The sequence below is a fragment of the Pantoea sp. X-Soil-ISGK-285 genome, from assembly GCF_059730815.1.
On the sequence record NZ_AP035938.1, the window covers coordinates 3961540 to 3987792 of the forward strand.

Genomic DNA, 26253 nt, shown 5'->3' on the forward strand with positions numbered 1-26253 from the left:
GCAAATTAAGTAACAACCAGCCGGGCAATCGTTAACAATGTTGCCCGGTTTGCCTTCAGGTCAGGCAGAAACAGAATTGAACGCGCCATAACGCGTCAGGAGCATGTGTTGGAGCAGAATCAACAACCGCCCGCCGCCACGATGAAAGATGTTGCGGAACATGCGGGCGTCTCAACCGCCACCGTATCGCGTGCGCTGATGAATCCGGAGAAGGTTTCTGCGGCCACCCGCCAGAAAGTCGAGCAGGCGGTTGCCGCCGTCGGCTACGCGGCACATGGCCCCACGCGCAACGCCCGTCGTAATGAGACGCGTACCATCCTGGTCATTGTCCCTGACATCTGCGATCCCTTCTTTAGTGAAATCATCCGAGGCGTTGAAGTTACGGCAGCCGAAGAGGGCTATCTGGTGCTGATTGGTGACTGCGCGCATCAGAATCAGCAGGAGAGAACTTTTCTCAACCTGATGGTGACGCGACAGATCGATGGCATGGTGCTGCTCGGCTCAAAGTTGCCTTTTGATGCCAGCATTGATGAGCAACGCAACTTGCCGCCTATGGTAATGGCGAATGAGTTTGCGCCGGAAATGTCACTGCCCACTGTCCACATCGATAACCTGACCGCCGCATTTGAAGCGGTAAATCATTTACTGCAGTTGGGTCACACACATATCGCCTGTATCGCCGGGCCGGAAGAGATGCCGCTCTGCCAGTATCGTTTGCAGGGGTATGTCCAGGCGATGCGTCGCAGCGGGCTGACGGTCGATCCTACCTATATTGTGCGCGGTGACTTCACATTTGAAGCGGGCGTTGCCGCCATGAATCAGCTGATGACCCTGCCGCAACCGCCGCGCGCGCTCTTCTGCCACAGCGATATTATGGCACTTGGGGCGATGAATCAGGCCCGGCGCTGCGGACTGCGGATACCGGAGGACCTCTCTGTGGTCGGATTCGATGACATTGAGCTATCACGTTACTGCGAGCCGCCGTTGACCACGGTCACGCAGCCACGTTACCAGATAGGCCGGGAAGCGATGCTTCTGCTGCTGGATGAGTTAAATGGCAAACGGGTCATCAGCGGATCGCGGCTGCTGGATGCCGGTTTAACCATTCGTGGCAGCACGGCGCGAGCAAAAAAGCGTGAAAAATAAGCGTATTTGTCTGATTTTTTCAGTAGATTCTTAAGGCGAACACTGCTGGTCAAAGTTCCGACCCTTAAGTAACATGGCGGACTCCTTGCCGGGCGCGTAAAAATCATCATTTCGCCCATCTGGCACTATTTTTGAAGGGTATAAGAACGAGAGTGGCACAAAAAGATTACGTAGGCCGCGGGCGTTCAACAGGGACGCGTCGCAAAAAAAGCCCCAGCCGTGGCAAGAAGAGCAAAGGCGGTTCGGGAACATCTAAATTGATGATTGTACTGGCGGTCGCAGTGTTGGTGACCTTTGCCGGTGGTTTATGGTTCCTGGCGCATCACAAAAAAGAGGACGTGCCGGTCATTACGGATCATAAAGCCAACGGCAATGGCCTGCCGCCGAAGCCAGAAGAGCGCTGGAAATATATTAAAGAGCTGGAGAACCGTCAGGTCACTGTGCCGACACCTATCGAACCCTCTTCGGGTGGCGAAGTGAAGTCGCAGACACAGCTGACCGACGAGCAGCGCCAGTTGCTGGAGCAGATGCAGGCGGATATGCGTCAGCAGCCGACGCAGCTCAACGAAGTGCCGTGGAACGAACAGACGCCGGCGCAACGTCAGCAGACACTGCAGCATCAGCAGCAGTTGCAACAACTGCAACGTCAGCAGCAGCAGGTTCAGCAACAACAGCAGCAGCAACAGGTTCAGCAGCAACGTCAGCAGTTGCAGGCTCAGCAGCAACAGCAACGCCAGCAGCAGTTGCAGCAACAACAACAGCGCCAGCAACAGCAGCAATTACAACAACAGCAACGTCAGCAGCAGCAGCAGCAGCAGCAGCAAAACGTACAGCGCCAGACGCAGCCTGCTCCTGTTACGCGTGAACCGGAAGTGCAGCCAAAACCGCAGGAGACCGCGAAGGCGAAACCGGCGGAGAAAGCCTCTTCGCAGCGCTGGATGGTGCAGTGTGGTTCGTTTAAAGGCACTGACCAGGCTGAATCGGTGCGCGCAGGCTTAGCCTTTGAAGGATTTGAAAGCCGTATTACCACCGGTGGCGGCTGGAATCGTGTGGTTATCGGTCCTTATAAAGACCGCGCCTCCGCTGACAGCACCCTGAAGCGCCTGCGCAGTTCCGGACACTCCAGCTGTATTCCGCTCTCCGTCGGGGGTTGAAACCCGTCAAACCCGCCCCATATCTGTTGCATGATACTCCGCGCCCGGTGCGCGGAGTCCTTTTCCGACTGCAACAAGGGGTCTGCCCGTGACAACAATAGTAAGTGTACGACGCAACGGCCAGGTAGTGATTGGCGGTGATGGCCAGGCTACGCTCGGCAATACCGTGATGAAAGGCAACGTTAAAAAAGTGCGTCGTTTATACAACGATAAAGTGATTGCCGGATTTGCTGGCGGCACCGCAGACGCCTTCACCCTGTTTGAACTTTTCGAACGTAAACTGGAAATGCATCAGGGCCATCTGGTGAAAGCTGCGGTGGAACTCGCCAAAGACTGGCGTACTGACCGTATGCTGCGTCGCCTTGAAGCCTTACTGGCCGTCGCAGATGAATCAGCTTCACTGATCATCAGCGGTAACGGTGACGTCATCCAGCCTGAAAACGATCTGATCGCCATCGGCTCCGGTGGGCCTTTCGCCCAGGCAGCGGCACGTGCGCTGCTGGAGAATACCGAGATGGGCGCACGCGACATCGTCGAAAAGTCGCTGAATATCGCGGGTGATATCTGCATCTACACTAACCACAACGTTAATTTCGAAGAATTAACGTCTAAGTCGTAAGGGTATAAATATGTCTGAGATGACTCCTCGCGAAATCGTCAGCGAACTGAACCGCTTTATCATCGGCCAGGAGAGCGCTAAGCGCGCCGTGGCTATTGCACTGCGTAACCGCTGGCGCCGCATGCAGCTCGACGAAGAGCTGCGCCATGAAGTGACCCCTAAAAATATCCTGATGATCGGTCCGACCGGTGTCGGTAAAACCGAGATCGCGCGTCGTCTGGCTAAGCTGGCCAATGCGCCGTTTATCAAAGTAGAGGCGACCAAATTTACCGAAGTCGGTTATGTCGGTAAGGAAGTGGACTCTATCATTCGTGACCTGACCGATTCGGCCATTAAGATGGTGCGCAGTCAGGCGATTGAAAAGAACAAATATCGTGCCGAAGAGATGGCGGAAGAGCGCATTCTTGATGTGCTGATTCCACCAGCAAAAAACAACTGGGGCCAGTCAGAGCAGAGCGCTGAACCCTCTGCAGCACGCCAGTCGTTCCGCAAGAAGCTGCGCGAAGGCCAGCTGGACGATAAAGAGATTGAGATCGACCTGGCCGCCAGCAGCCCTGGCGTCGAAATCATGGCCCCTCCGGGCATGGAAGAGATGACCAGCCAGCTGCAGTCAATGTTCCAGAATCTCGGCGGCCAGAAGCAGAAAGCCCGCAAGCTGAAGATCAAAGAAGCGATGAAGCTGCTGATCGAAGAAGAAGCGGCCAAACTGGTTAACCCGGAAGAGCTTAAGCAGGACGCGATTGATGCCGTTGAGCAGCACGGTATCGTGTTTATCGATGAGATCGACAAAATCTGTAAGCGCGGCGGCCAGAATGCCGGCGGCCCGGATGTCTCACGCGAAGGCGTTCAGCGCGACCTGCTGCCGCTGGTGGAAGGCTGCACCGTCTCCACCAAGCATGGTATGGTGAAAACGGACCACATTCTGTTTATCGCCTCAGGCGCGTTCCAGGTTGCCAGCCCATCCGATCTGATCCCGGAACTGCAGGGTCGTCTGCCCATCCGTGTTGAGCTGCAGGCGCTGACCGTGAACGATTTCCAGCGCATCCTGACCGAGCCGAATGCCTCGATTACCGTGCAGTACAAAGCCCTGATGAATACCGAGGGCGTGAACATTGAGTTCACCGAAGAGGGTATTCGCCGGATCGCTGAAGCCGCATGGCAGGTCAACGAAACCACCGAAAACATCGGTGCGCGCCGTCTGCATACTGTGCTGGAGCGTCTGATGGAAGATATTTCGTATGACGCCAGCGATCGTCATGGTGAATCCGTTACCATCGATGCTGACTATGTCGGTAAACATCTGGATGAACTGGTGGCTGACGAAGACCTTAGCCGCTTCATTCTCTGATCCACTGATTCAGCGCTTTTCAGAAGCCCAGCCCACCCGGCTGGGCTTTTTTATGCATGTTCTTGATCGAACGATGCTTTTTTCATACTGATGATTTTGCCAACAATCTGCATATAGCGATATACTTACCCTTCCTGTGGCAAACAGACGAAACCCTTATGAAATACGATACATCTGAACTCTGCGATATCTACCATGAAGAAGTGAATGTTGTTGAACCGCTTTTTTCAAATTTTGGTGGGCGCACTTCATTCGGTGGTCAGATTACCACAGTGAAATGCTTTGAAGACAACGGCTTACTTTACGATCTGCTGGAAGAGAATGGCCGGGGTCGGGTACTGGTGATTGATGGCGGCGGCTCAGTGCGCCGTGCACTGGTGGATGCGCAGCTGGCACGTCTGGCGGCAACCAACGAGTGGGAAGGTCTGGTGATTTACGGTTCGGTACGCCAGGTTGATGAGCTGGAAGAGCTGGAGATTGGCATTCAGGCGATTGCCGCGATTCCGGCAGGCGCTGCGGGTGAAGGGATTGGCGAAAGCGATGTGCGCGTTAATTTCGGCGGCGTCACCTTCTTCTCCGGCGACCATCTCTATGCCGACAACACCGGTATCATTCTGTCAGAGGATGCGCTGGACCTCGAATAGGCCAGACATGAAAACGGGTGCCTGAGCACCCGTTTTTCACATCAGCTGAGGCTTCAAACCTCTTCCATTTTTCCCAGCAATGCACGCAGACGTTCCTGCCACACGTGTTGCTCTTCTTTCAGGTGCTGATTTTCACGCATCAGCGCATCGTGGTTGCCCGCGACTTGTTGCGCATCGTTACGCAGTGAGTTGTTCTGCTCTTTCAGCTCTTCGATTTCCATCTGCAACAGGGTGATGGTATCAATCGCCTGCTGTACTTTCGCTTCCAGTTTCTCAAACACTTCAAATGACATCTTTCTGACCTCTCCTAAATTCCTGCAAGGCGTTGATGATGCCAGCTTAAGCCAGCAACGTTGTCCCGATTGTATGTAGCCTCACCCCGCAAGTCCAGCAACGCGGCCGCTGCGGGCGTAGTCTGTAACACTTTTCAGCCAATCCCTGAATTTACGCTGCGCTTACTGCGACGGCTTTCTGGTACGGGTGCGTTATCCCCGTCATCAGGCGCGAATATTGGCTAAGGAAAGCCAGAATACGCGAAAACGCGCATTTTTATGACGCAGTACACAAAAAACGATTTCGCTATTTCTCGTTTATGTTCGTTAACGATAAATTCACACCAGCCCTACATTAAAGCTGGGTGCCTCATGGAATGAGAACAAAAACTGATAAAATTTAACCTCGCTTCAGGAACCACTATTATGAGTCAGACAACTAACACGCTCAAAGGTCAGTGTATTGCCGAATTTCTGGGGACAGGCTTGATTATTTTCTTTGGCGCAGGCTGTGTGGCTGCACTGAAACTCGCCGGTGCCGCCTTCGGTCAGTGGGAGATCTGCATCATCTGGGGTCTTGGCGTTTCCATGGCCGCCTACCTCACCGCAGGCATTTCGGGCGCGCACCTGAACCCGGCAATTACCGTTGCACTCTGCCTGTTTGCTAATTTTGAAGGACGTAAAGTTCTGCCTTATATCGTATCGCAGATTGCCGGTGCCTTCTGTGCCGCGGCGCTGGTATACGGTCTCTACTACAGCCTGTTTTTTGATTATGAGCAGAGCCACCAGATGGTGCGCGGCACGGTTGAAAGTCTCGACCTGGCAGGCATCTTCTCAACCTACCCTAATCCACATATCGGTGTCGGCCAGGCCTTCCTGGTTGAGATGGTCATCACTGCAGTATTAATGGCGGTCATTATGGGTCTGACGGATGACGGCAACGGCATTCCACGTGGCCCACTGGCTCCACTGCTGATTGGCCTGCTGGTTGCGGTTATCGGTGGCTCCATGGGTCCTCTGACCGGCTTCGCCCTTAACCCGGCTCGTGATTTCGGACCGAAGATCTTCGCATGGCTGGCAGGCTGGGGTAACGTTGCCTTTACCGGTGGTCGTGACATCCCTTACTTCCTCGTGCCGATTTTTGGCCCGCTGGTCGGTGCCTGCCTGGGTGCAGTAGGTTATCGCACACTGATTGGTCGCTACCTGCCAGGTACCGCCCAGGAACCTGCAAGCGTTCCAGCAGACAAACCGGTTGCACGCGCTCAGCAGCGTAAAGCGTAAGTTTCACCTTTTATCATCAGGACAGAATTTATGACTACCACAGATAAAAAATATATTGTCGCGCTCGATCAGGGCACAACCAGCTCCCGCGCCGTCATTCTCGACCACGACTCTAATATCGTCGCGGTATCGCAGCGCGAATTCACCCAGATCTACCCGAAAGCGGGCTGGGTTGAACATGATCCAATGGATATCTGGGCTTCACAAAGCTCAACGCTGGTTGAAGTGCTGGCCCATGCCGACATCCGCTCTGATGAGATTGCGGCAATCGGTATCACCAACCAGCGCGAAACCGCTATCGTCTGGGAAAAAGAGACCGGTAAGCCGATCTACAACGCCATCGTCTGGCAGGATCCCCGCACCGCCGACTACTGTCACAAACTGAAGAAAGAGGGTCTGGAAGAGTATATCCAGCACACCACCGGTCTGGTGATTAACCCTTACTTCTCCGGAACCAAAGTGAAGTGGATCCTGGATCACGTTGAAGGCTCTCGTGAGCGTGCAAAACGCGGCGAGTTGCTGTTTGGTACCGTTGATACCTGGCTGGTCTGGAAAATGACCCAGGGCCGCGTGCATATCACCGACTATACCAACGCCTCCCGTACCATGATGTTTAACATCCATAAGCTGGAGTGGGATCAGCGTATGCTGGATATCCTGGATATCCCGCGTGAAATGCTGCCAGAAGTGAAGTCCTCTTCTGAAGTCTATGGTCAGACCAACATCGGCGGTAAAGGCGGTACACGTATTCCAATCGCCGGTATTGCCGGTGACCAGCAGGCTGCGCTGTATGGCCAGCTCTGTGTTCAGCCTGGCATGGCGAAAAACACCTACGGCACCGGCTGCTTTATGCTGATGAACACCGGTACTGAAGCGGTAACCTCAACGCACGGTCTGCTGACCACTATCGCCTGTGGCCCACGCGGTGAAGTGAACTATGCACTGGAAGGGGCTGTATTTATCGGTGGCGCCTCTATTCAGTGGCTGCGCGATGAGATGAAGCTGATCAGTGAAGCTGCTGACTCTGAATATTTTGCGATGAAAGTGAAAGACACCAACGGCGTTTACATGGTGCCTGCTTTCACCGGCCTGGGCGCCCCTTACTGGGACCCGTATGCCCGTGGTGCTATCTTCGGCCTGACCCGTGGTGCTAATGCTAACCACATCATCCGTGCGACGCTGGAGTCTATCGCTTATCAGACGCGCGACGTGCTGGAAGCGATGCAGAACGATGCCAACACCCGCCTGCAGGCGCTGCGTGTCGATGGTGGCGCGGTTTCCAACAACTTCCTGATGCAGTTTCAGTCTGACATCCTCGGCACTCGTGTTGAGCGTCCGGAAGTGCGTGAAGTCACCGCGCTGGGTTCTGCTTATCTGGCAGGTCTGGCCGTCGGCTTCTGGCAGGATCTGGATGAAGTCCGCTCTAAAGCGGTTATTGAGCGTGAATTCCGTCCAAGCCTGGAAACCACCGAGCGTAACTTCCGTTATGCTGGCTGGAAAAAAGCCGTAGCCCGCGCCCAGGCGTGGGAAGAACAAGAGTAATATCAATGCCCGCGACCCTTGCTGTCGCGGGCCTTTTCCCCGCTCCACTGCCTCGCTGTGTTACACTGCCCGCCTGTTTTTTGTCAGGTAGATGCCATGAAACGAGAACTTGCCATTGAATTTTCCCGCGTAACCGAAGCTGCCGCCCTGGCAGGCTATCACTGGTTAGGACGCGGCGACAAAAATGCGGCTGACGGCGCGGCTGTCCATGCCATGCGTCATGTCCTGAACTCCATTGAAATCGACGGTCAGATTGTGATCGGTGAAGGCGAAATCGACGAAGCTCCGATGCTCTATATCGGTGAAAAAGTCGGTACCGGCCGCGGCGATGCGGTCGACATTGCGGTCGATCCGATTGAAGGCACCCGCATGACGGCGCTTGGCCAGGCTAATGCGCTGGCGGTGATGGCTGTAGGCGATAAGGGCAGCTTTCTGCACGCACCCGACATGTACATGGAGAAGCTGATTGTTGGCCCCGCAGCGCGTGGAGAGATCGATCTTGACCTGCCGCTGGAAACCAACCTGCGTAACATCGCCATCGCGATGAATAAGCCGCTATCACAGCTAACCGTATCGATTCTGGCAAAGCCGCGTCATGACGCAGTGATCAGTCAGTTGCAGCAACTGGGCGTGCGGGTGTTTACCTTCCCGGATGGCGATGTCGCCGCCTCCATTCTGACCTGCATGCCGGACAGCGAAGTGGATGTGATGTATGGCATCGGCGGCGCACCGGAAGGCGTGGTCTCTGCAGCGGTGATCCGCGCGCTGGATGGGGATATGCAGGGCCGGTTACTGGCGCGTCACCACGTGAAAGGCGACAGCGCTGAAAACCGTCTGCTGGGTGAGCAGGAGCTGCAGCGCTGCGCAGAGATGGGGATTGAAGCGGGCAAAAAGCTGATGCTGAATGAGATGGCACGCAATGACAACGTGGTGTTTGCCGCCACCGGCATTACCAGTGGCGAACTACTGAAAGGCATTACGCGTCAGGGCAATATCGCCACCAGCGAGACCCTGCTGATTCGCGGTAAATCACGCACCATCCGCCGTATTCAGTCGATTCACTATCTCGACCGTAAAGATCCGGCGCTCCATCCCTTTATCCTGTAACCGGCTGGTTGCCGCGCTCCGGCTGACGTGAGAGCGGCAACCAGCAGAGCAGCATCACCAGCGCCGTGAAGAACATCAGCATGCCAAGGCTGAACTGATCGCGCTGCGGCATCATGGCTGACAGCCACGCCACCAGGCCCGATCCCAGATTCTGCATCCCGCCAATCAGCGCGCCCGCGCTACCCGCCAGCCAGGCATAAGGCTCCATCGCGCCTGAAGTCGCCAGCGGGAACAGCATGCCAGCCCCAAAGAAGAACAGCGCAGCCGGGACCAGCAGCGTCCAGATATTCATCACGCCGAACCATGCCGGGATCCACATCAGGATGCCCGCCAGCAGGCAGCTATTTACGCCCCACCACATCAGACTGTGCCATGAACCCTGCTCGCGACCGGCAAACCAGGCACCAAAAAACGCTGCCGGAATCGGCAGGATGAACAGGATGCTGACGGTCAGGCTGTGCAGGCCGAGCACGCCGCCCAGCAGAACGCCACAGCTCGACTCAAATACCGCAATCCCGGCCAGCGCGCCAATCAGCAGCACAATGTAGCGAACGAAATTCGCGTCGCTGAGCAGGCGGGCGTAGCGTTTAAAGAAAGGTGTCACTTCCGCGCTCTGCGGTCGGGTCTCCGGTAGCCAGCGTGCCATTGAGACGGTTACCGCCAGACAGAGCAGCAGCAGAAAGGCAAAGCAGGCGTGCCAGCCAAAGAGCTGAGTCAGCAGTGCACCAATTACTGGCGCCAGCAGCGGGCTGACCAGAATGCCCATATTAAGCAGGCTGTTAGCGCGGCGCAGTGCGTGCCCCTCGTAGAGATCGCGCGGCATGGTGCGGGCCATCACGCCAGCTACGCCGGTGCCCAGTCCCTGAACAGCGCTGCCGAACACCAGCATATCGAGCGACGTCGCCATCAGTGCCGTAATTGCGCCGATCATAAAGATCATCATGCCCGCCAGGATCACCGGACGACGACCGATGCTGTCTGACAGCGGGCCATAGATCAGCTGGGATCCGCCATAGGTCATCAGATAAGCCGCCATCACTCGCTGCAGCGCGCCATCCCGCACATTCAGAGCATCCGCCATCACCGACATCGCCGGGACGTAGATAGTCTGTGCCATCTGCCCTACTGCCACCAGCACAATGAGCATCACCAGCAGCGGGCGATTTTCGAGTTTAGTCATCATGATTATGCAAAATTTCTTTCTGTGAAAAGAGGTTAAAACAGCGGTTCACCCGCCAGTCATCTTGTTATGGCGGGCAAAATATCAGGATTAGATGACAAAGCGAGAGGTAAGCGAAAAGGTCCCGGCTTGCGCCTGTCAAGTTTATGGGCCAGCCTGTAAAGACAAAGTAACAGTTTGTCGATTAGAGCCTTTGCCCCGGCGCAGGCTGGCAATCTCACCGGGCAGCCGCGAAAATAGTGACCTGCCTGAATAATCAACAACCAGGGAGTGATTATGGCTGAATGGGTCAATGCTGAAGTAAAGGAAGTGAAAAACTGGACGGATGCGCTGTTCAGTCTCCGGGTAAAAGCGCCCATCGATCCCTTTATCGCCGGGCAATTTGCCAAGCTGGCACTGGAAATCGACGGTGAGCGGGTACAGCGCGCTTACTCTTACGTCAATGCGCCGAAAGATGATCTGCTGGAGTTTTACCTGGTCACCGTGCCAGAGGGCAAACTGAGTCCGCATCTGCAGGCACTTCGGCCTGGCGATCAGGTGATGGTCACTAAAGAAGCGGCAGGATTCTTTGTGCTGGATGAGGTCCCTGAGTGCAAAACCTTATGGATGCTGGCAACCGGCACCGCTATTGGCCCCTACCTGTCGATGCTACAGCAGGGCGAAGGGCTGGATCGCTTTGAAAACATCGTGCTGGTCCATGCTGCCCGCTATGCGGCCGACCTGAGCTTTTTGCCGCTGATGCAGCAGCTGCAACAACATTATCAAGGCAAGCTGCACATCCAGACGGTGGTGAGTCGCGAAGAGATCGCCGGTTCGCTGACTGGCCGGGTCCCGGCGTTGATCGAAAACGGTGAGCTGGAGCGCGCTACCGGGTTAAGCCTGGATGCCGACAGCAGCCATGTGATGCTGTGCGGCAACCCGCAGATGGTGCGTGATACCCAGCAATTACTGAAAGAGACGCGCGAGATGCGCAAGCACCTGAAGCGTAAGCCGGGCCATATCACCAGCGAACATTACTGGTGAGCCGTTTGCCGGTAGCTCACCGGCTGAGTCGCGGTACCAAACCGGTTAGCGCCGGGGGTACCGCGAAAGAGACCGAGATCGAGCAGCAAGCCAGCCAGTAACACAAACGGAATGGCGCGACCCAACAGCCAGGGCAGTATGCCGTCCAGCATGCTCCAGTTCCCTGCCACCAGCAGCCAGGCAACAATCACCAGAAATCCCCAGTAGCCGCGGCGATTACGATCGTGCAACCGTTTAACGATAACCGCGCTGGCGGGCCACAGCAGGCAGACCACGCCAAAGGCCGCCATCTGAGTATCAAGCCAGTCGTTAGCCGCTAACGCGAATAACAGGGTTGTTGTCAGCAACCAGACCGCCTGCCAGATCCAGAAATCACGTCGTCCCAGCCGGCCGCGCCAGGAAAAACACCATTGTTGTAACGTCATGCATTATCATCCAGAGAGAAGAGAACCGCTGCGGTTTTGACCTCGCGGATAAAAACCGTTTTAATTTGCGCCTGAGTTTACGGGTTAGGATCGACAAAATGAAGAATTTGCCTGGCGCACTGCTGTTATCGTTTGCGCTGACGGTTCCGGTCTTTGCCGCCGATCCGCCACCGCAGGAACGGACCGATGCGTTGCCCACCGCCCCCTATCTGCTGGCGGGCGCCCCCACCTTTGATATGACTATCGGCCAGTTCCGCGAAAAGTATAATCAGGCCAACGGGGCGCTGATGCTGCCGGAATATCGCGCCATTGATAATCGGGGTGACAAAAGCACCCTGACGCGCGCCGCCAGCAAAATCAATGAAACTCTCTATGCGTCTACCGCGCTGGAGCCCGGTACCGGCAAAATTAAGACGCTGCAGATTACCTGGCTACCGTTGCCAGGTCCGGATCAGAACGCCTCACAGCAAAAAGCGCTGGCCTACATGACCGCCATGTTGCGCTTCTTTGTACCGGGACTGAGCGCCGATGAGGGACGTAAAAAGCTGGAGGGTTTGCTGAAGCAAGGTAAGGATTTACCCTACTTTGCGCAGGTCGAGGGCGCGTTGCGTTTTGTGGTGGCTGACAACGGCGACAAGGGGCTGACCTTCGCCATTGAGCCGGTCAAACTGGCGCTCGCCAGCCCCTGATGATGAGGCCGAAAATGACGAAAAGCAAAGCCATCGCTACATTTGATCTCTATACTGTCTGGCAGACAACGCTGCCAGCTGGCAGCGATTTTTCATGTATCGCTTTATGCGGAGGATAGAATGCGACATCCACTGGTTATGGGTAACTGGAAGTTGAATGGCAGCAAGCAGATCACAGCTGAACTGATCGCCGGTCTGCGCAAGGAACTGTCTGGCGTTGAGGGTTGTGGCGTCGCCATTGCACCGCCAGCTCTCTATCTCGAGCAGGCAAAACACGCCATCTCCGGTAGCCACATCGCACTGGGTGCGCAGAACGTAGACGTTAACCTGTCTGGTGCGTTTACCGGTGAAGTTTCCGCAGAGATGCTGAAAGATATCGGCGCGAAATATATCATTATCGGTCACTCAGAGCGCCGCACTTACCACAAAGAGAGCGACGAATTCATCGCGAAGAAATACGCAGTGCTGAAGTCAGTGGGCCTGGTACCGGTGCTGTGCATTGGTGAAACCGAAGCGGAAAACGAAGCGGGTAAAACCGAAGAGGTCTGCGCTCGTCAGCTGGATGCCGTTCTGGAAACTCAGGGCGCCGAAGCGTTTAAAGATGCGGTCATCGCGTATGAGCCAGTCTGGGCCATCGGTACCGGCAAATCTGCCACCCCTGCTCAGGCTCAGGCCGTTCACAAATTCATTCGTGACCATATCGCGAAGAAAGATGCGGCTATCGCAGAACAGGTCATCATCCAGTACGGCGGCTCAGTTAACGATAAAAATGCGGCTGAGCTCTTCACCCAGCCTGACATCGATGGCGCGCTGGTTGGCGGTGCCTCACTGAAAGCGGACGCTTTCGCTGTGATCGTTAAAGCTGCTGCGGCTGCAAAAAGCGCCTAAGCAGTAAACGTACCGATTAAAGGCGGCTTAAGCCGCCTTTTTTATGGGCGCTATCAGCTGACAGGCGTGATCCTGTACCTCCTCCGCCGAACCGCTGTTCAGTAGCAGCCAGTTTCGCTCTATCGCCATCAGCACCAGTCGTCCATCACTTAATTCAGCCAGTGCCAGCCCATATTTCCCCATCTCACTGCGTGCCTCTGGCCGCTCATCGGCCAGTCGGATAAACGCACTCTGCCGGGTCAGCTCGTCCGGGGTCAATGCACGCAGCCAGTAGCGGTGCTTACGCAGCGTGATACTCTGCCACCGCCCGTTAAGCTGCGGCGTCAGCTGATCAAGCTGCTGACGCACATCGGGTCGCAGGCAGGAGATATGAATATGGAGCTGATTCTGCGTGCGGCCATACTGTGAATTGATAGCCAGTGACAGGACCCGATCATCAATAGGTGAGCCGCGTCGCTGCGCAAGCAGAGTCCGCTCATTCCATGCAAGGGCAAAGTAGTTGGGCGTAGCGGATTGCAGTAACCGCGGGCTTTCGATGCCGGTGATCCTGTCGATCGGGATCAGCAGATACTGCAACGGCCCGTGCATATCTTTCAGCATGGCATAGCGATGCCGCTGATCGACGCGCTGACAGGGCGCAGGTTCTCCACCACTCTGCTGGTGAGGCAGACATTTCTCGCTGACGATCTGCCACAACGCATCACTGTTCTTTTTGAAATGCAGTGCGGCAGCCAGCATCCCCGCAATGACCAGTACCAGCAGAACCGCAACCAGGCGGGTTGCACGACGATGTGTCGGCATAACAACGCTTCCTGAATGGCTTAGCAGCCTGCATCCTCGCCTGGCGAGAAAAAAATGTCACGGGGAATTCTGGCAGATAACCCAGCGGCTGGGCGGAGAAGGAGAAAAGGCGTGGTTGTGGAGGATAAGCGGTCAGCGCAGGGATGCGCTGACCGCAGCGCATTACGGTTTCATGACCTGGTCATAGCTGCCGCCATCGGCGAAGTGGGCTTTCTGAGCCTGTGTCCAGCCACCAAACTTGTCCTGAATGGTAAACAGCTTCACTGGCGCAAAGGTGCTGGCGAATTTCTTCGCGACTTCAGCATCACGCGGACGGTAGTAGTTCTGTGCAGCGATAGTCTGGCCTTCTGGCGAGTAGAGGTATTTCAGATAAGCGTCGGCGACTTTACGCGTCCCCTTTTCATCTACCACTTTATCGACCACCGACACGGTCGGTTCCGCCAGAATCGATTCGCTCGGAGTGACAATCTCGAACTTGTCTTTGCCCAGCTTGTTAACCGCCAGATAGGCTTCGTTTTCCCAGGCGATCAGCACATCACCAATCCCGCGCTCAACGAAGGTGTTGGTTGCGCCGCGTGCGCCGGAATCCTGCACTTCAACGTTTTTAAACAGCGCTCTGACGTAAGCCAGCGCTTTAGCCTGATCGCCGTTGTTATGATCCAGCGCCCAGCCCCAGGCCGCCAGATAGTTCCAGCGTGCGCCGCCGGACGTTTTCGGGTTAGGGGTAATAACAGATACGCCTGGCTTCGTCAGGTCGCTCCAGTCATGGATGCCTTTAGGATTATCTTTACGAACCAGGAAGACAATGGTCGAGGTGTAGGGCGCAGAGTTGTCCGGCAGACGCTGAATCCAGTTTTTATCAATACGACCGCGTTCTGCAATGGCATCAACATCCGATTGCAACGCCAGTGTGACCACATCCGCCCGAATGCCGTTAATCACGGAGGTCGCCTGCTTACCGGAACCGCCATGCGACTGACGGACCACGACATTATCGCCGGTTTCCTGTTTGTAGTGCGCACTGAACGCTTTATTGTACTGTTCGTACAGCTCTCGCGTTGGATCGTAGGAAACGTTTAACAGCTGAATGTCTTTCGCCAGAACGCTGGTTGAGGCCAGCAACAGGGTAACGCCGATACTCCACTTGTTCATTACGCACTCTCCCAATGTCGTTATGGGCTAAGCGTGACATAAACCAATACAGAGCTAAAAGAATTAAAAATAAGCTGTTATAACCATGGGGAATATAGAGGCGGGATGCCGGGGCGCGCCAGGTCGCACACCCCGAAGAGGAATTAATAGAGTTTTTTCGCGGTGTCGAGCCAGTCGCGTTTGAACGGACGCTTCATATTTTCAATGGCGTCGACGATGTCGTGATGCACCATCTTCTCGTTCTGAATACCGACGCAACGGCCGCCGTAACCCTGCATCAGCAGTTCAATGGAGTAGGCCCCCATGCGTGAGGCCAGAATACGGTCATACGCACAAGGTGCACCGCCACGCTGAATGTGGCCCAGAACGGTAGAACGGGTTTCACGCTTAGTTTCTGTTTCGATGAAACGCGCCAGATCGTCGATATCGCAGATGTGCTCGGTAATCGCCACGATAGCGTGCTTTTTACCTTTGGCGATGCCCGCTTTGATTTCCGCTACCAGCTCTTCACGAGTATACGGGAACTCAGGCAGTACGATGAACTCACAGCCACCCGCAATGGCGGCCGCCAGTGTCAGATCGCCACAGTAGCGACCCATCACTTCCACAATCGAAATACGCTGATGCGATGAAGAGGTATCACGCAGGCGGTCAATCGCTTCAACCACAGTTTCCAGCGCAGTGAAATAACCGATAGTGTAATCCGTTCCGGCAACGTCGTTATCGATGGTGCCTGGCAGACCAATGCACGGGAAGCCCATTTCAGTCAGGCGCTTAGCCCCCATGTAGGAACCGTCACCACCAATAACAACCAGCGCATCAATGCCGCGCTTTTTCATGTTCTCAATGGCAACCTGACGCACATCTTCATTACGGAATTCAGGGAAGCGTGCTGAGCCCAGGAAAGTGCCGCCGCGGTTAATCATGTCGGAAACGCTGTAGCGATCAAGATTGATCATGCGATCTTCGTACAATCCCAGGTAACCGTCATAGATCCCAAAAACTTCCAGTCCTTCACTCAGCGCGGAACGCACCACGCCACGAATAGCTGCGTTCATGCCTGGGGCGTCACCGCCGCTGGTTAATACACCAATTTTTTTGATCATGACAACCTCTGGATTGTTCAAAACTAAGGGTTAATCCTGCCTGTCGATCGCTGCTGAAGCTCATTTTACGACTCGCGCGACACGTGATGGCAGATAGTATATCAAAGGCTTGCTGCTGAATTGATTCAGGTCAGACAACTTTTCACTATTTTTTGCAGCAATGTTAGCGTTACGTCATCCCTGCCGTATCGATTTGATTCATTTAAGTTAAAAACCTAAAGAATCCTCTCTCTCGAACGGTACCACAGAACAGGGATCCTGATGGATAATTACGTCTGACCCGGGAAATTCTTTGCGTAACGCCTTCTCAACCTGATCGGCTACCCGATGCGCCTGCACCAGTGGCAGCTGATCTTCCAGTTCCAGATGCAGCTGAATAAATTTGGTCGGCCCGGACTGACGGGTTCGCAGATCGTGAACGCCCTGCACCTGCGGCCAGTTTGTCGCAAGCGTCAGGATTTGCTGCCGTTCCTCTTCCGGTAACGCGCGATCCAGCAATGACTGAACCGCCTCGTAGCCCATACGCAGTGCGCTGTAGAGAATAAAAATACCAATGCCCAGCGCAAACAAAGCATCCGCCCGGGCAAAGCCATAGCTGCTCAGCACCAGCGCAATCAAAATAGCGCCATTCATGATGACGTCGGACTGATAGTGCAGCATGTCAGCCCGGATCGCCTGGCTGCGGGTTTTACGAACCACCCAGCGCTGAAAGGCCACCAGCACCAGCGTTGAGCTCAGCGCCACCAGGGTCACTACAATACCGACGCCGGGCGCCCGCAACTCATTGGGCGTCGCCAGATGCTGCAGGCCGGTCAGAAACAGAAACAGCGCCGAGCCGGAAATAAACATACTTTGCGCCAGCGCTGCCAGCGACTCCGCTTTGCCGTGCCCGAAAGTATGATCTTCGTCAGCGGGCTGCAGAGCATAACGCACCACCAGCAGATTGGTCAGCGAGGCGGCGATATCCACCAGTGAATCCACCAGAGAGGCCAGTAAACTCACCGAACCGGTGTACCACCAGGCAAAAATTTTCACGAGCAACAGCACAGACGCAAGAATGGTCGCGCCGAGCGCAGCACGCTTTACCAGTCGGCCATAAGAGGGTTGCATGCCAGGTTCCCTGTGCGGCATCAGTAATGATGCGCACCAAAATGAATGAATGGCTCAAGTTTAACATCGGGAGGCGGGCACTGCTTAGCGGGTCGATCAACGGATCAGGCTTTTTTGGGAAGGCGCGACAGGTACAAAAAAACAAGCCCCGGCCTCTGTGGGAGGTCGGGGCAAAGTGTCATACACATCAGTACCAGGCCACATTCAGGCCCAGGTCTGGGCTGAGAAAGGGGCGGCGACTACTTTTTGCCGCCTTTTTTCCCGGCTTCTGATGCTTTTTCACGATCGTTTTTGAAATTTCCGCCGCCGCTACTCTGGCCGCCTTTCTTACCGGCTTCAGACGCTTTTTGCGGATTATCTGCGAAATTACCTGAACCACCACGATGCTCTGCCATAACTTACTCCGTTAATAGATTCATTCAGGACTACATAATGTGGTTGCTGCTCCCTGAGACTTCGCAAAGACACTTAACTTCCCTGCAGTGACAGGATTAAGTGTAGAGGGTGCGCCTGAACCGGCAAGCGTAACGCGGGGGATTTATCTCATTGAAAAATATAATTAAAGTTTTCTATGCCTGCCTGTAATTCATTCACTTTCAGTGAGTTATAATATTTAACAGGCGGTCAAACCCTTACCGGTACGCTTAAATTTAAGTCATGACCTGAATAGTAAGAAATCGGTGAGACTTACCCATAAAAGCTCAACAAGCGATAATCAAACAGGGGTTTTATTGCGGGGTGATGATTCCAGTCAAAATAAAAAAAGTGAAAAAAAGATAAAAAAAACCCCCACCATCATGGCGGGGGAAGACAGGGATGTGTCTATGGCAAGGAAAACAGGGATACTATGTTACTGGTTACTGCTGGTACTACTCACTGCCTGCAGCGATGACGCTGACTGCAAATTCGAAAACTGTCGCAGCTCATTAAGTCGCCGCTGGTAATTCTGCTGTAACGCCGACTGCTGGGCTGGCGTTAGCAGCTGGAACATTTGATTCTGTACGCGCGCCATCTCGACCTGCTGTTCAACCTGAACTCTGGCGATCACTTCCGCCTTCTCGCGGATGGCCGCTTCGTTAAACTGGTCTGCAGTCACTAACTCATGTAGTGCTGCGATATCGTCAATATGGACGACCGGGCGCTCATGTCGGGCCTGTTGCATCAGGTCTCGCATCTGCTGACGTTGCTCTTCAGTCAGTTCGATGCCATCGAACATGTGGCTTTGCGGATTTTGCGTCATACTGCCTGTCGGCAATCCGCCATGATGCATCTCGTCAATCGTCGTCGCATCTTTAGCACCTGCGCTGGCGACACTCAGAGCCATCGCTGAGGCAAGGACGACGGCGGTTAATTTGCGCATCGTGTACTCCAGTTCGTTCCGTTTTGCGATTCAACGAGAGCCAGTGTACGGCGACAGCTGCAAACATCCGTCAGGGGGTGTAAAACTACGTAAAGCGATGGATAGGTGCGCCAGGAACACGGTATTTTGCCTGCGGAGGGCTACAAAAATGAATAAAATCCTGTTGGTAGATGACGATCGCGAATTAACTTCGCTTTTAAAAGAACTGTTAGAAATGGAAGGGTTTGAAGTGGTGGTAGCCAGCGATGGTGAACAAGCGCTGAACCTGCTCGATAACTCAATTGATCTGCTTTTACTGGATGTCATGATGCCGAAGAAAAACGGTATCGACACCCTGAAAGAACTGCGTCAGCAACATCAAACCCCCGTCATCATGCTAACGGCGCGCGGCAGCGAGCTGGATCGCGTACTGGGCCTCGAACTGGGCGCAGATGACTATCTGCCTAAGCCGTTTAACGATCGTGAACTGGTGGCGCGTATCCGCGCTATTCTGCGGCGCTCAAACTGGAGTGAACAGCAGCAGCAACACGACAATAGCTCGCCTACGCTGGAAGTGGACTGCCTGCGTCTCAATCCCGGCCGTCAGGAGGCCAGTTTTGATGATGTCACGCTGGATTTGACCGGCACGGAGTTCACCCTGCTCTATCTGCTGGCGCAGCATCTGGGCCAGGTGGTGTCGCGTGAGCACCTGAGTCAGGAAGTGCTGGGCAAACGCCTGACGCCTTTTGACCGCGCTATTGATATGCATATCTCCAATCTGCGTCGCAAGCTGCCTGAACGCCGTGACGGCCATCCCTGGTTCAAAACTTTACGTGGCCGCGGCTATCTGATGGTTTCGGCATCATGATTGGAAGTCTGACCACCCGTATCTTCGCCATCTTCTGGTTGACGCTGGCGCTGGTGTTGATGCTGGTGCTAATGGTGCCCAAGCTCGATTCACGACAGATGACCTCGCTGCTGGAGAGTGAACAGCGGCAGGGCATCATGATTGAGCAACACGTCGAAGCAGAGCTGTCACAGGATCCCCCTAACGATCTGATGTGGTGGCGTCGTCTGTTTCGGGCAGTGGAAAAGTGGGCACCGCCGGGTCAGCGGCTGCTGTTAGTGACGAGTGAAGGTCGGGTGATCGGCGCGCAACATAACGAAATGCAGGTTATCCGCAATTTTATCGGCCAGTCTGACAATGCCGATCATCCGCAGAAGAAGAAATATGGTCGTGTTGAGCTGGTAGGGCCTTTCGCCGTTCGGGATGGCGAAGATAACTACCAGCTTTACATGATTCGTCCCGCCAACAGTTCCCAGCTCGATTTCGTGAATCTGCTGTTTGACCGTCCCCTGTTACTACTTATCGTCACCATGCTCATCAGCTCCCCGCTGCTGCTCTGGCTGGCCTGGAGCCTAGCACGTCCGGCACGTAAGCTGAAATATGCTGCCGACGAAGTCGCAAGCGGAAACCTGCGTCAGCATCCGGAACTGGAATCGGGCCCACAGGAGTTTCTGGCGGCGGGTTCCAGCTTTAACCAGATGGTCAGTGCGCTGGAGCGGATGATGACCGGTCAGCAACGTCTGTTATCAGATATCAGCCATGAGCTTCGTACCCCGCTCACCCGCTTGCAACTGGCTACCGCGCTGCTGCGTCGGCGCCAGGGTGAAGGCAAAGAGCTGGGCCGCATTGAGATGGAAGCACAGCGTCTTGATGGCATGATTAACGATCTGCTGGTGCTGTCGCGCACCCAGCATAAAAATGCGCTGGTCAGCGAAGCGATGAAGGCGAATCAGTTGTGGAATGGGGTGCTGGAAGATGCCCGCTTCGAAGCGGAGCAGATGGGCAAGAAGATGGATATCCCCTATCCGCCTGGCCCGTGGCCGCTTTATGGTAACCCCCATGCGCTGGAGAGTGCGCTGGAAAATATCGTACGCAATGCGCTGCGCTATTCACACACCCATATCAGCGTCAGCTTCTCCGTCGATATTTCCGGCATCACGGTACACGTTGATGACGATGGTCCAGGCGTGAGTCCGGAAGATCGTGAACAGATTTTCCGGCCTTTCTACCGTACCGATGAAGCACGCGATCGCGAATCAGGCGGCACCGGTCTTGGCCTGGCGATTGTTGAAACGGCAGTGCAGCAACATCGCGGCTGGGTTAAAGCGGATGACAGCCCATTGGGCGGCCTGCGTCTGACCCTCTGGTTGCCGCTCTACTCCTCCGCTCGTCAATAATTTGTTATGCTTCGGCCCCTGTCATCGGGGGCCTTATGCTTAACATTGTCTTGTTTGAACCAGAAATTCCGCCGAATACCGGCAATATCATCCGCCTGTGTGCCAATACTGGCTTTCAGCTTCATCTGATTCAGCCGCTTGGTTTTGCCTGGGATGACAAGCGTTTACGCCGCGCCGGGCTGGATTACCACGAATTTACTGCCATTAAATTCCACGCCGACTATCAGGCGTTTATCGCCTCAGAGTCGCCTGAGCGTCTGTTTGCGCTGACGACCAAAGGTACGCCCGCACACAGTGCCGTAGCGTATCAGGCTGGCGATTATCTGCTGTTTGGCCCGGAGAGCCGTGGACTTCCGGCTGAGATCTTAGCGGCGTTACCGGCTCAGCAGAAAATCCGTATCCCGATGAAAGCGGAAAGCCGCAGTATGAATTTGTCGAACGCCGTATCGGTGGTGGTCTATGAAGCGTGGCGCCAGCTTGATTATGCGGGCGCGCTGATTAAAGACTAGATGCCGTCGCCAAACTGAAAACCCGCCAGGCTGCCATTAAAGTGCTGATCCATATCCATCGACGGCTTTTCACTGCCTGGCTTACCAACGATTCGCGCGGGTACGCCTGCTGCAGTGGTGTGCGGCGGCACGGGCTGTAACACCACGGAACCGGCACCGATTTTGGCTCCCTTGCCAACTTCAATATTGCCTAGGACTTTCGCACCGGCACCAATCATCACCCCTTCACGGATTTTCGGGTGACGATCGCCGCTGGTTTTGCCGGTTCCGCCCAGCGTAACCGATTGCAGGATCGAGACATCATTCTCAACCACGGCGGTTTCACCAATCACAATGCCTGTGGCATGGTCGAGCATGATGCCGTGGCCGATGTTGGCGGCGGGATGAATATCGACGGCAAAGGAGACGGAGATTTCATTCTGCAGATAAACCGCCAGCGCGCGCCGGCCTTCATTCCACAGCCAGTGGCCAATGCGGTAGGCCTGTAAGGCGTGAAAACCTTTGAGGTAGAGCAGCGGCGTGGAGTATTTATCGACTGCGGGGTCACGCTGGCGCACCGCCTGAATATCGTACGCCGCTGACATAATCATCGACGGATCTTCACGGTAGGCTTCTTCAACGATTTCACGAATGGCGATGGCGGGCATAATCGGGTTAGCCAGCTTGTTGGCCAGCATATAACTCAGTGCGCTACCGAGATTTTCATGCTTGAGCAATGTCGCGTGGAAGAAGCTGGCCAGCATCGGCTCACAATCAGCCAGGGCGCGCGCTTCTGCTTTGATATTATTCCAGACCAGTTCTAACTCATCAGACGACATTGCTGTTTTCTCCCGATAAAAAAAGCGCCTGAATGGGCGCTGCAGGTGATGATGCTACGCGTCCTGCGTTAGCCAGTGCTGTTTTCGTCCTTCCTTGTTCGTCCCAGCAGACTCAATGCTGCATCTCTCGCCGGTTTTTCGCAATACAGCACCTGATAAATCTGCTCGGTGATCGGCATTTCCACACCAAAACGGGCTGCCAACGCTTTGACTTCTTTGGTGTTTCTGTAGCCTTCTACAACTTGTCCGATAATGCGTTGCGCGCTATCTACATCCTCGCCCTGTCCCAGCATCATGCCAAAACGACGGTTACGCGACTGATTATCGGTACAGGTCAGCACCAGATCGCCCAGACCCGCCATCCCCATAAAGGTGGTGGGATCGGCACCCAGCGCGGCACCCAGCCGGCTCATTTCAGCCAGACCACGGGTGATCAGTGCGGTACGTGCATTCGCGCCAAAACCAATCCCGTCAGAGATCCCGGCACCGATAGCAATTACGTTTTTTACCGCGCCGCCCAGCTGTACGCCGATGAAGTCAGGGTTGTTATAAACGCGGAAGCTCTTACCGCAGTGCAGCTTCTGCTGCAGGTCGTCAGCAAACTGCGCATCCGTTGCGGCCAGCGCGATAGCCGTCGGTAATCCGGCAGCCAGCTCTTTCGCAAAGGTCGGTCCGGAGATTACAGCCAGCGGAATGTCATCGCCGACAATTTCCCGCGCCACATCCTGCAGCAGACGGCCGGTCTCTTTTTCCAGCCCTTTGGTCGCCCAGACAATACGCGAGTCTGACCGCAGATGAGGCTTGATCTGCTGCAGCACCTCGCCAAACACATGACTCGGCACCACGATCAATAAATCGCGGCTGGCAGCAATAGCTTTGGTCAGATCAGGTTCAAGAGAAAGATGGTCGGGGAACGGGACATCAGGCAGGAAAGCGGTGTTGCAACGGTCACTCTGAAGCTGCGCCAGATGCGCCGGGTTATGTCCCCACAACAGCACCGGATGGCCGTTGCGGGCCAGCGTAATCGCCAAAGCGGTGCCGTATGAACCGGCACCGATGACGCTAATCGAAGCGTGAGTTGTCATCAGGCATCCTGATGTGGTTCAGCACCTTCTTCACCTTGCTGCTGCTGCAGGTAGTTCATGAACAGCGCATCAAAGTTAACCGGTGCCAGGTTCAGCTGCGGGAAGGTACCACGTGATACCAGGCTGGTAATGCATTCGCGTGCGTACGGGAACAGGATGTTCGGGCAGTATGCGCCCAGGCAGTGTGCCATCTGCGTTCCTTCAATACCGCTGATGGTGAAAATACCGGCCTGCTGAACTTCACACAGGAAAGCGGTCTCTTCGCCCACGGTGGCGGTTACAGTCACACGAAGTACCACTTCGTAAACTTCGTCAGCCAGCTGAGAAGATGCAGTGTCCAGATCCAGTTTAACGTCCGGTTCCCACTCTTTCTGGAAAACCTGCGGTGCATTTGGCGCTTCAAAAGAGATGTCTTTGGTGAATACGCGCTGAATCTGGAATTGCATTTCGTTGGTGTTATGTTCTGACATGTGACCAAATCCTATGTATGAGATTGTCCGGCGTAAAATTACGCCTGCAGTAAGGGATCTAAACCTTCGCGATTATCGAGTGCGAATAAGTCGTCGCAGCCACCAATGTGCTGCGCATCAATAAAAATCTGAGGCACGGTGGTGCGGCCGCTACGCTTGATCATCTCTTCGCGTTTCGCCATGTCTCCATCAATGGGGATCTCCTGAAACGATACGCCTTTTTGCGTTAACAGCGCCTTCGCCCGATGGCAGTAAGGACAGGTCGCCTTGGTATACACTTCAACATTTGCCATGATCAGCACCTCTGTAAGATTATTTGCCGCGAACTAACGGCAGATTTTCGCCGCTCCAGCCACTGATACCATCTTTCAGCACTGAAACCCGCTCAAAGCCGGCCGCGCTGAGATGCGCAGCAGAATCACCCGCGCTTTGTCCGGTTGCACACACCACAATTATGGGCTGCGCTTTATGCTTTGCCAGTTCGTCGATGTTGCCTTTTTTAATCTCAGCGGCTGCGACATTCAGCGCACCTGAAATATGGCCTCTGCGGAAATCGTCGCGCGAACGCACGTCTACAACTACCGCGTCCTCTTTGTTAATCAGGCGGGTTGCTTCACCGCGGCTGATCGTTTTTACCTTAGAGAACATTCCTTTAACGGTAGTCACAATCACCAGAACGAGTAAAACGACCCATGCCAGACTCAGGATGGGGTGATTGCTTGCAAACTGCATAATTTCTTGCATGAGGGGTAACGACTCCAGACCGGGCTAATAAGCTAAAACAAGGGTTCTGAGTATACCTGCGCCACTTCGCATGTACAGATGCTATGCGGCCAGAGTATCGATTTGTGCTTCATTTTCCAAAAAAAGTGGCTGAATAGCAAAAATGGCGTAAGGCTTAATCCATGTCATTGTGAAAGTGGACATAACTGGAAAAGCAAATGCCAGTGGGGAGCACTGGTAAGCGGCGGTTCATCGTGGAATAATCATTGGCCTATGAAGGGAAAAACAACCGTTTCGCACACAAGGACCCGTCCCAACGGCGATAACCTGCCGTTGTTCACACACTTGTCCAGCCTCTCCCTTAGCCTGCTTTGTGCGGGGGCACTGTTATTGCCTGCTGCCGCCGTTAGTGCAGAAGACAGCAAATCTCAGCTGCAATCTATTCAGCAAAACATCGCTGAAAAAGAGAAAAGCGTTAAAGCGCAAAAGTTGCAGCGCAGCAAATTACTGGATCAGTTGCAGAGCCAGGAAAAAATCATCGCTCAGGCGAGCCGTCAGTTGCGTGACACCCGCAATAGCCTCAACGCCCTGAATGACGAAATCAAACAGCTTGCCACCTCCATCGCCCGCCTTGAAAAACAGCAAACCCAACAGGAAAACCTGCTTTCAGAGCAGCTTGATGCGGCGTTTCGTCAGGGTAAGCACAACGGTGTACAGCTGTTGATGGGCGGTGAAGAGAGTCAGCGCAGCGAGCGTATTCTGGCCTATTTCGGCTATCTGAATGCGGCGCGCCAGAAAAGTATCGAATCGCTGCAACAGACGCGTCAGGATTTGGCTCAGCAACGCGCCACGCTGGAGCAGAAGCAACAGCAGCAGAAAGGCTTATTAGCGCAGCAGCAGGGCCAGCAGCAGAAGCTGCAACAGGCGAGCGAAGCGCGGAAAAAAACCCTGACGACACTGGAAAGCGCGCTGGAAAAAGATCAGGCCGATCTGGTCGAGATGCGTCAGAACGAAAGCCGTCTGCAGAATAAGATCGCCCGTGCGGAACGCGAGGCGCGCGAGCGCGCCGCCCGTGAAGCGCGTGAGGCGGAAAAAGTGCGTCAGCGTCAGGCGCAGGCGAAAGCCAAAGGCTCCAGCTATCAGCCGACCCAGAGCGAACGCGAACTGGTGGCGCGCACCGGTGGACTCGGTCGCGCGGGCGGGCAGGCCTTGTGGCCGGTACGCGGACGCATTGAACATCGTTTTGGTGAACAGCTGCAGGGTGAACTGCGCTGGAAAGGACTGGTGATTGATGCGCGCGAAGGTACCGAGGTGAAAGCTATCGCCGATGGCCGCGTGCTGATGGCCGACTGGTTACAGGGCTACGGCCTGGTGGTCGTGCTGGAACATGGTAAAGGCGATATGAGCCTGTATGGCTACAACCAAAGTGCGCTGGTGAGCGTGGGTGCGCAGGTGAAGGCAGGACAGCCTATCGCACTGGTGGGCACCAGTGGTGGCCGCGGTACCCCGTCGCTCTATTTTGAAATCCGACGTCAGGGACAGGCCGTCAATCCACTCCCGTGGTTAGGAAAATAGGTT

The 26253-nt window shown here is 54.9% G+C and carries 29 protein-coding genes; 15 read left to right on the forward strand and 14 right to left on the reverse strand.

Annotated elements, in window-relative coordinates:
- The first annotated feature begins 108 nt into the window (after positions 1-108).
- From cytR to rraA, 5 genes are all read left to right on the forward strand, one after another.
- Entirely contained in the window at positions 109-1146 is a 1038-nt protein-coding gene (cytR, locus tag AC6I8B_RS18705; RefSeq protein ID WP_010672069.1) for a DNA-binding transcriptional regulator CytR, read from the forward strand.
- Positions 1147-1298: 152 nt separating this feature from the next.
- Positions 1299-2300 carry a cell division protein FtsN gene (ftsN, locus tag AC6I8B_RS18710; RefSeq protein WP_045139512.1) on the forward strand — a complete coding sequence of 334 codons (1002 nt, stop codon included), beginning with the start codon at positions 1299-1301 and terminating at the stop codon, positions 2298-2300.
- An 88-nt stretch (positions 2301-2388) separates the two neighbouring features.
- Positions 2389-2919 carry an ATP-dependent protease subunit HslV gene (gene hslV / locus AC6I8B_RS18715; protein ID WP_010258174.1) on the forward strand — a complete coding sequence of 177 codons (531 nt, stop codon included), beginning with the start codon at positions 2389-2391 and terminating at the stop codon, positions 2917-2919.
- A gap of 10 nt (positions 2920-2929) precedes the next feature.
- Positions 2930-4267, forward strand: a complete 1338-nt coding sequence (hslU, locus tag AC6I8B_RS18720) for an ATP-dependent protease ATPase subunit HslU (RefSeq protein ID WP_010258177.1) — start codon at positions 2930-2932, stop codon at positions 4265-4267.
- Positions 4268-4425: 158 nt separating this feature from the next.
- A complete protein-coding gene (gene rraA / locus AC6I8B_RS18725; RefSeq protein WP_009088032.1) occupies positions 4426-4911 on the forward strand; it encodes a ribonuclease E activity regulator RraA in 486 nt (161 codons plus the stop codon).
- 53 nt (positions 4912-4964) lie between these two features.
- Here the strand turns inward: rraA and zapB are convergent, their stop codons facing one another.
- Entirely contained in the window at positions 4965-5204 is a 240-nt protein-coding gene (gene zapB, locus AC6I8B_RS18730; protein ID WP_003851242.1) for a cell division protein ZapB, read from the reverse strand.
- Positions 5205-5609: 405 nt separating this feature from the next.
- Between zapB and AC6I8B_RS18735 the strand changes: the two genes are divergently transcribed.
- The 3 genes from AC6I8B_RS18735 to glpX all read left to right on the forward strand — a co-directional run bounded on the left by AC6I8B_RS18735 (position 5610) and on the right by glpX (position 9113).
- Positions 5610-6464: an MIP/aquaporin family protein gene (locus tag AC6I8B_RS18735; RefSeq protein WP_010258182.1), complete on the forward strand. Its 855-nt coding sequence runs from the start codon at positions 5610-5612 to the stop codon at positions 6462-6464.
- A 30-nt stretch (positions 6465-6494) separates the two neighbouring features.
- Complete coding sequence (gene glpK, locus AC6I8B_RS18740; RefSeq protein ID WP_010258184.1) at positions 6495-8006, forward strand: glycerol kinase GlpK; 1512 nt, start codon at positions 6495-6497, stop codon at positions 8004-8006.
- A gap of 96 nt (positions 8007-8102) precedes the next feature.
- Positions 8103-9113 (forward strand): class II fructose-bisphosphatase, encoded by a 1011-nt coding sequence (glpX, locus tag AC6I8B_RS18745; protein WP_010258186.1) that lies wholly within the window; start codon positions 8103-8105, stop codon positions 9111-9113.
- On the opposite strand, the gene emrD is transcribed toward glpX, so the two are convergent.
- Positions 9103-10296, reverse strand: a complete 1194-nt coding sequence (emrD, locus tag AC6I8B_RS18750) for a multidrug efflux MFS transporter EmrD (protein ID WP_022624918.1) — start codon at positions 10294-10296, stop codon at positions 9103-9105. The two genes, glpX and emrD, sit on opposite strands and share 11 nt — an antisense overlap.
- Positions 10297-10569: 273 nt before the next feature.
- Here emrD and fpr point away from each other — a divergent pair, with 273 nt between their 5' ends.
- Positions 10570-11316 carry a ferredoxin--NADP(+) reductase gene (fpr, locus tag AC6I8B_RS18755; protein WP_010258190.1) on the forward strand — a complete coding sequence of 249 codons (747 nt, stop codon included), beginning with the start codon at positions 10570-10572 and terminating at the stop codon, positions 11314-11316.
- Here fpr and AC6I8B_RS18760 read toward each other — a convergent pair.
- On the reverse strand, positions 11307-11741 hold the full coding sequence (locus tag AC6I8B_RS18760; RefSeq protein WP_157354306.1) for a DUF805 domain-containing protein: 435 nt from the start codon (positions 11739-11741) through the stop codon (positions 11307-11309). The genes fpr and AC6I8B_RS18760 overlap by 10 nt on opposite strands.
- A 98-nt stretch (positions 11742-11839) precedes the next feature.
- Between AC6I8B_RS18760 and AC6I8B_RS18765 the strand changes: the two genes are divergently transcribed.
- Positions 11840-12430 (forward strand): DUF1454 family protein, encoded by a 591-nt coding sequence (locus AC6I8B_RS18765; RefSeq protein ID WP_010258195.1) that lies wholly within the window; start codon positions 11840-11842, stop codon positions 12428-12430.
- A gap of 120 nt (positions 12431-12550) precedes the next feature.
- A complete protein-coding gene (tpiA, locus tag AC6I8B_RS18770; protein ID WP_010258199.1) occupies positions 12551-13318 on the forward strand; it encodes a triose-phosphate isomerase in 768 nt (255 codons plus the stop codon).
- Between the two features lie 27 nt (positions 13319-13345).
- Here tpiA and AC6I8B_RS18775 read toward each other — a convergent pair whose 3' ends face one another.
- From AC6I8B_RS18775 to cpxP, 6 genes are all read right to left on the reverse strand, one after another.
- The gene (locus AC6I8B_RS18775; protein ID WP_157354307.1) at positions 13346-14119 is read right to left on the reverse strand and encodes a CDP-diacylglycerol diphosphatase; all 774 of its coding nucleotides are present in this window, start codon (positions 14117-14119) and stop codon (positions 13346-13348) included.
- A gap of 162 nt (positions 14120-14281) precedes the next feature.
- Positions 14282-15271 (reverse strand): sulfate ABC transporter substrate-binding protein, encoded by a 990-nt coding sequence (locus tag AC6I8B_RS18780; RefSeq protein ID WP_010258203.1) that lies wholly within the window; start codon positions 15269-15271, stop codon positions 14282-14284.
- A gap of 143 nt (positions 15272-15414) precedes the next feature.
- The gene (gene pfkA, locus AC6I8B_RS18785) at positions 15415-16377 is read right to left on the reverse strand and encodes a 6-phosphofructokinase (RefSeq protein ID WP_003851263.1); all 963 of its coding nucleotides are present in this window, start codon (positions 16375-16377) and stop codon (positions 15415-15417) included.
- Positions 16378-16584: 207 nt separating this feature from the next.
- A complete protein-coding gene (fieF, locus tag AC6I8B_RS18790) occupies positions 16585-17487 on the reverse strand; it encodes a CDF family cation-efflux transporter FieF (RefSeq protein WP_157354308.1) in 903 nt (300 codons plus the stop codon).
- 239 nt (positions 17488-17726) lie between these two features.
- Positions 17727-17882 carry a con-10 family general stress protein gene (locus tag AC6I8B_RS18795; RefSeq protein ID WP_010258211.1) on the reverse strand — a complete coding sequence of 52 codons (156 nt, stop codon included), beginning with the start codon at positions 17880-17882 and terminating at the stop codon, positions 17727-17729.
- Between the two features lie 455 nt (positions 17883-18337).
- Complete coding sequence (gene cpxP / locus AC6I8B_RS18800; RefSeq protein WP_010258214.1) at positions 18338-18847, reverse strand: cell-envelope stress modulator CpxP; 510 nt, start codon at positions 18845-18847, stop codon at positions 18338-18340.
- A 148-nt stretch (positions 18848-18995) separates the two neighbouring features.
- Between cpxP and cpxR the strand changes: the two genes are divergently transcribed.
- From cpxR to trmL, 3 genes are read left to right on the forward strand one after another with little or no spacing between them, the layout of a single operon-like run.
- Positions 18996-19694: an envelope stress response regulator transcription factor CpxR gene (gene cpxR / locus AC6I8B_RS18805; RefSeq protein ID WP_009088062.1), complete on the forward strand. Its 699-nt coding sequence runs from the start codon at positions 18996-18998 to the stop codon at positions 19692-19694.
- On the forward strand, positions 19691-21070 hold the full coding sequence (gene cpxA, locus AC6I8B_RS18810; RefSeq protein WP_010258221.1) for an envelope stress sensor histidine kinase CpxA: 1380 nt from the start codon (positions 19691-19693) through the stop codon (positions 21068-21070). Before cpxR ends, cpxA begins: the two co-directional genes overlap by 4 nt.
- Positions 21071-21105: 35 nt before the next feature.
- Positions 21106-21579 carry a tRNA (uridine(34)/cytosine(34)/5-carboxymethylaminomethyluridine(34)-2'-O)-methyltransferase TrmL gene (gene trmL, locus AC6I8B_RS18815; protein ID WP_010258223.1) on the forward strand — a complete coding sequence of 158 codons (474 nt, stop codon included), beginning with the start codon at positions 21106-21108 and terminating at the stop codon, positions 21577-21579.
- Here the strand turns inward: trmL and cysE are convergent.
- From cysE to AC6I8B_RS18840, 5 genes are all read right to left on the reverse strand, one after another.
- Entirely contained in the window at positions 21576-22397 is an 822-nt protein-coding gene (gene cysE, locus AC6I8B_RS18820; RefSeq protein ID WP_010258225.1) for a serine O-acetyltransferase, read from the reverse strand. The genes trmL and cysE overlap by 4 nt on opposite strands.
- Before the next feature lie 68 nt (positions 22398-22465).
- A complete protein-coding gene (gene gpsA / locus AC6I8B_RS18825; RefSeq protein WP_192034187.1) occupies positions 22466-23482 on the reverse strand; it encodes an NAD(P)H-dependent glycerol-3-phosphate dehydrogenase in 1017 nt (338 codons plus the stop codon).
- A complete protein-coding gene (gene secB, locus AC6I8B_RS18830) occupies positions 23482-23952 on the reverse strand; it encodes a protein-export chaperone SecB (protein WP_010258229.1) in 471 nt (156 codons plus the stop codon). Before secB ends, gpsA begins: the two co-directional genes overlap by 1 nt.
- Positions 23953-23990: 38 nt before the next feature.
- Complete coding sequence (gene grxC, locus AC6I8B_RS18835; RefSeq protein WP_010258231.1) at positions 23991-24245, reverse strand: glutaredoxin 3; 255 nt, start codon at positions 24243-24245, stop codon at positions 23991-23993.
- A gap of 19 nt (positions 24246-24264) precedes the next feature.
- Complete coding sequence (locus AC6I8B_RS18840) at positions 24265-24696, reverse strand: rhodanese-like domain-containing protein (RefSeq protein WP_010258234.1); 432 nt, start codon at positions 24694-24696, stop codon at positions 24265-24267.
- 252 nt (positions 24697-24948) lie between these two features.
- Here AC6I8B_RS18840 and envC point away from each other — a divergent pair, with 252 nt between their 5' ends.
- Positions 24949-26250, forward strand: coding sequence for a murein hydrolase activator EnvC (gene envC / locus AC6I8B_RS18845; RefSeq protein ID WP_157354310.1), 1302 nt, complete (start codon positions 24949-24951; stop codon positions 26248-26250).
- Positions 26251-26253 lie beyond the last annotated feature (3 nt).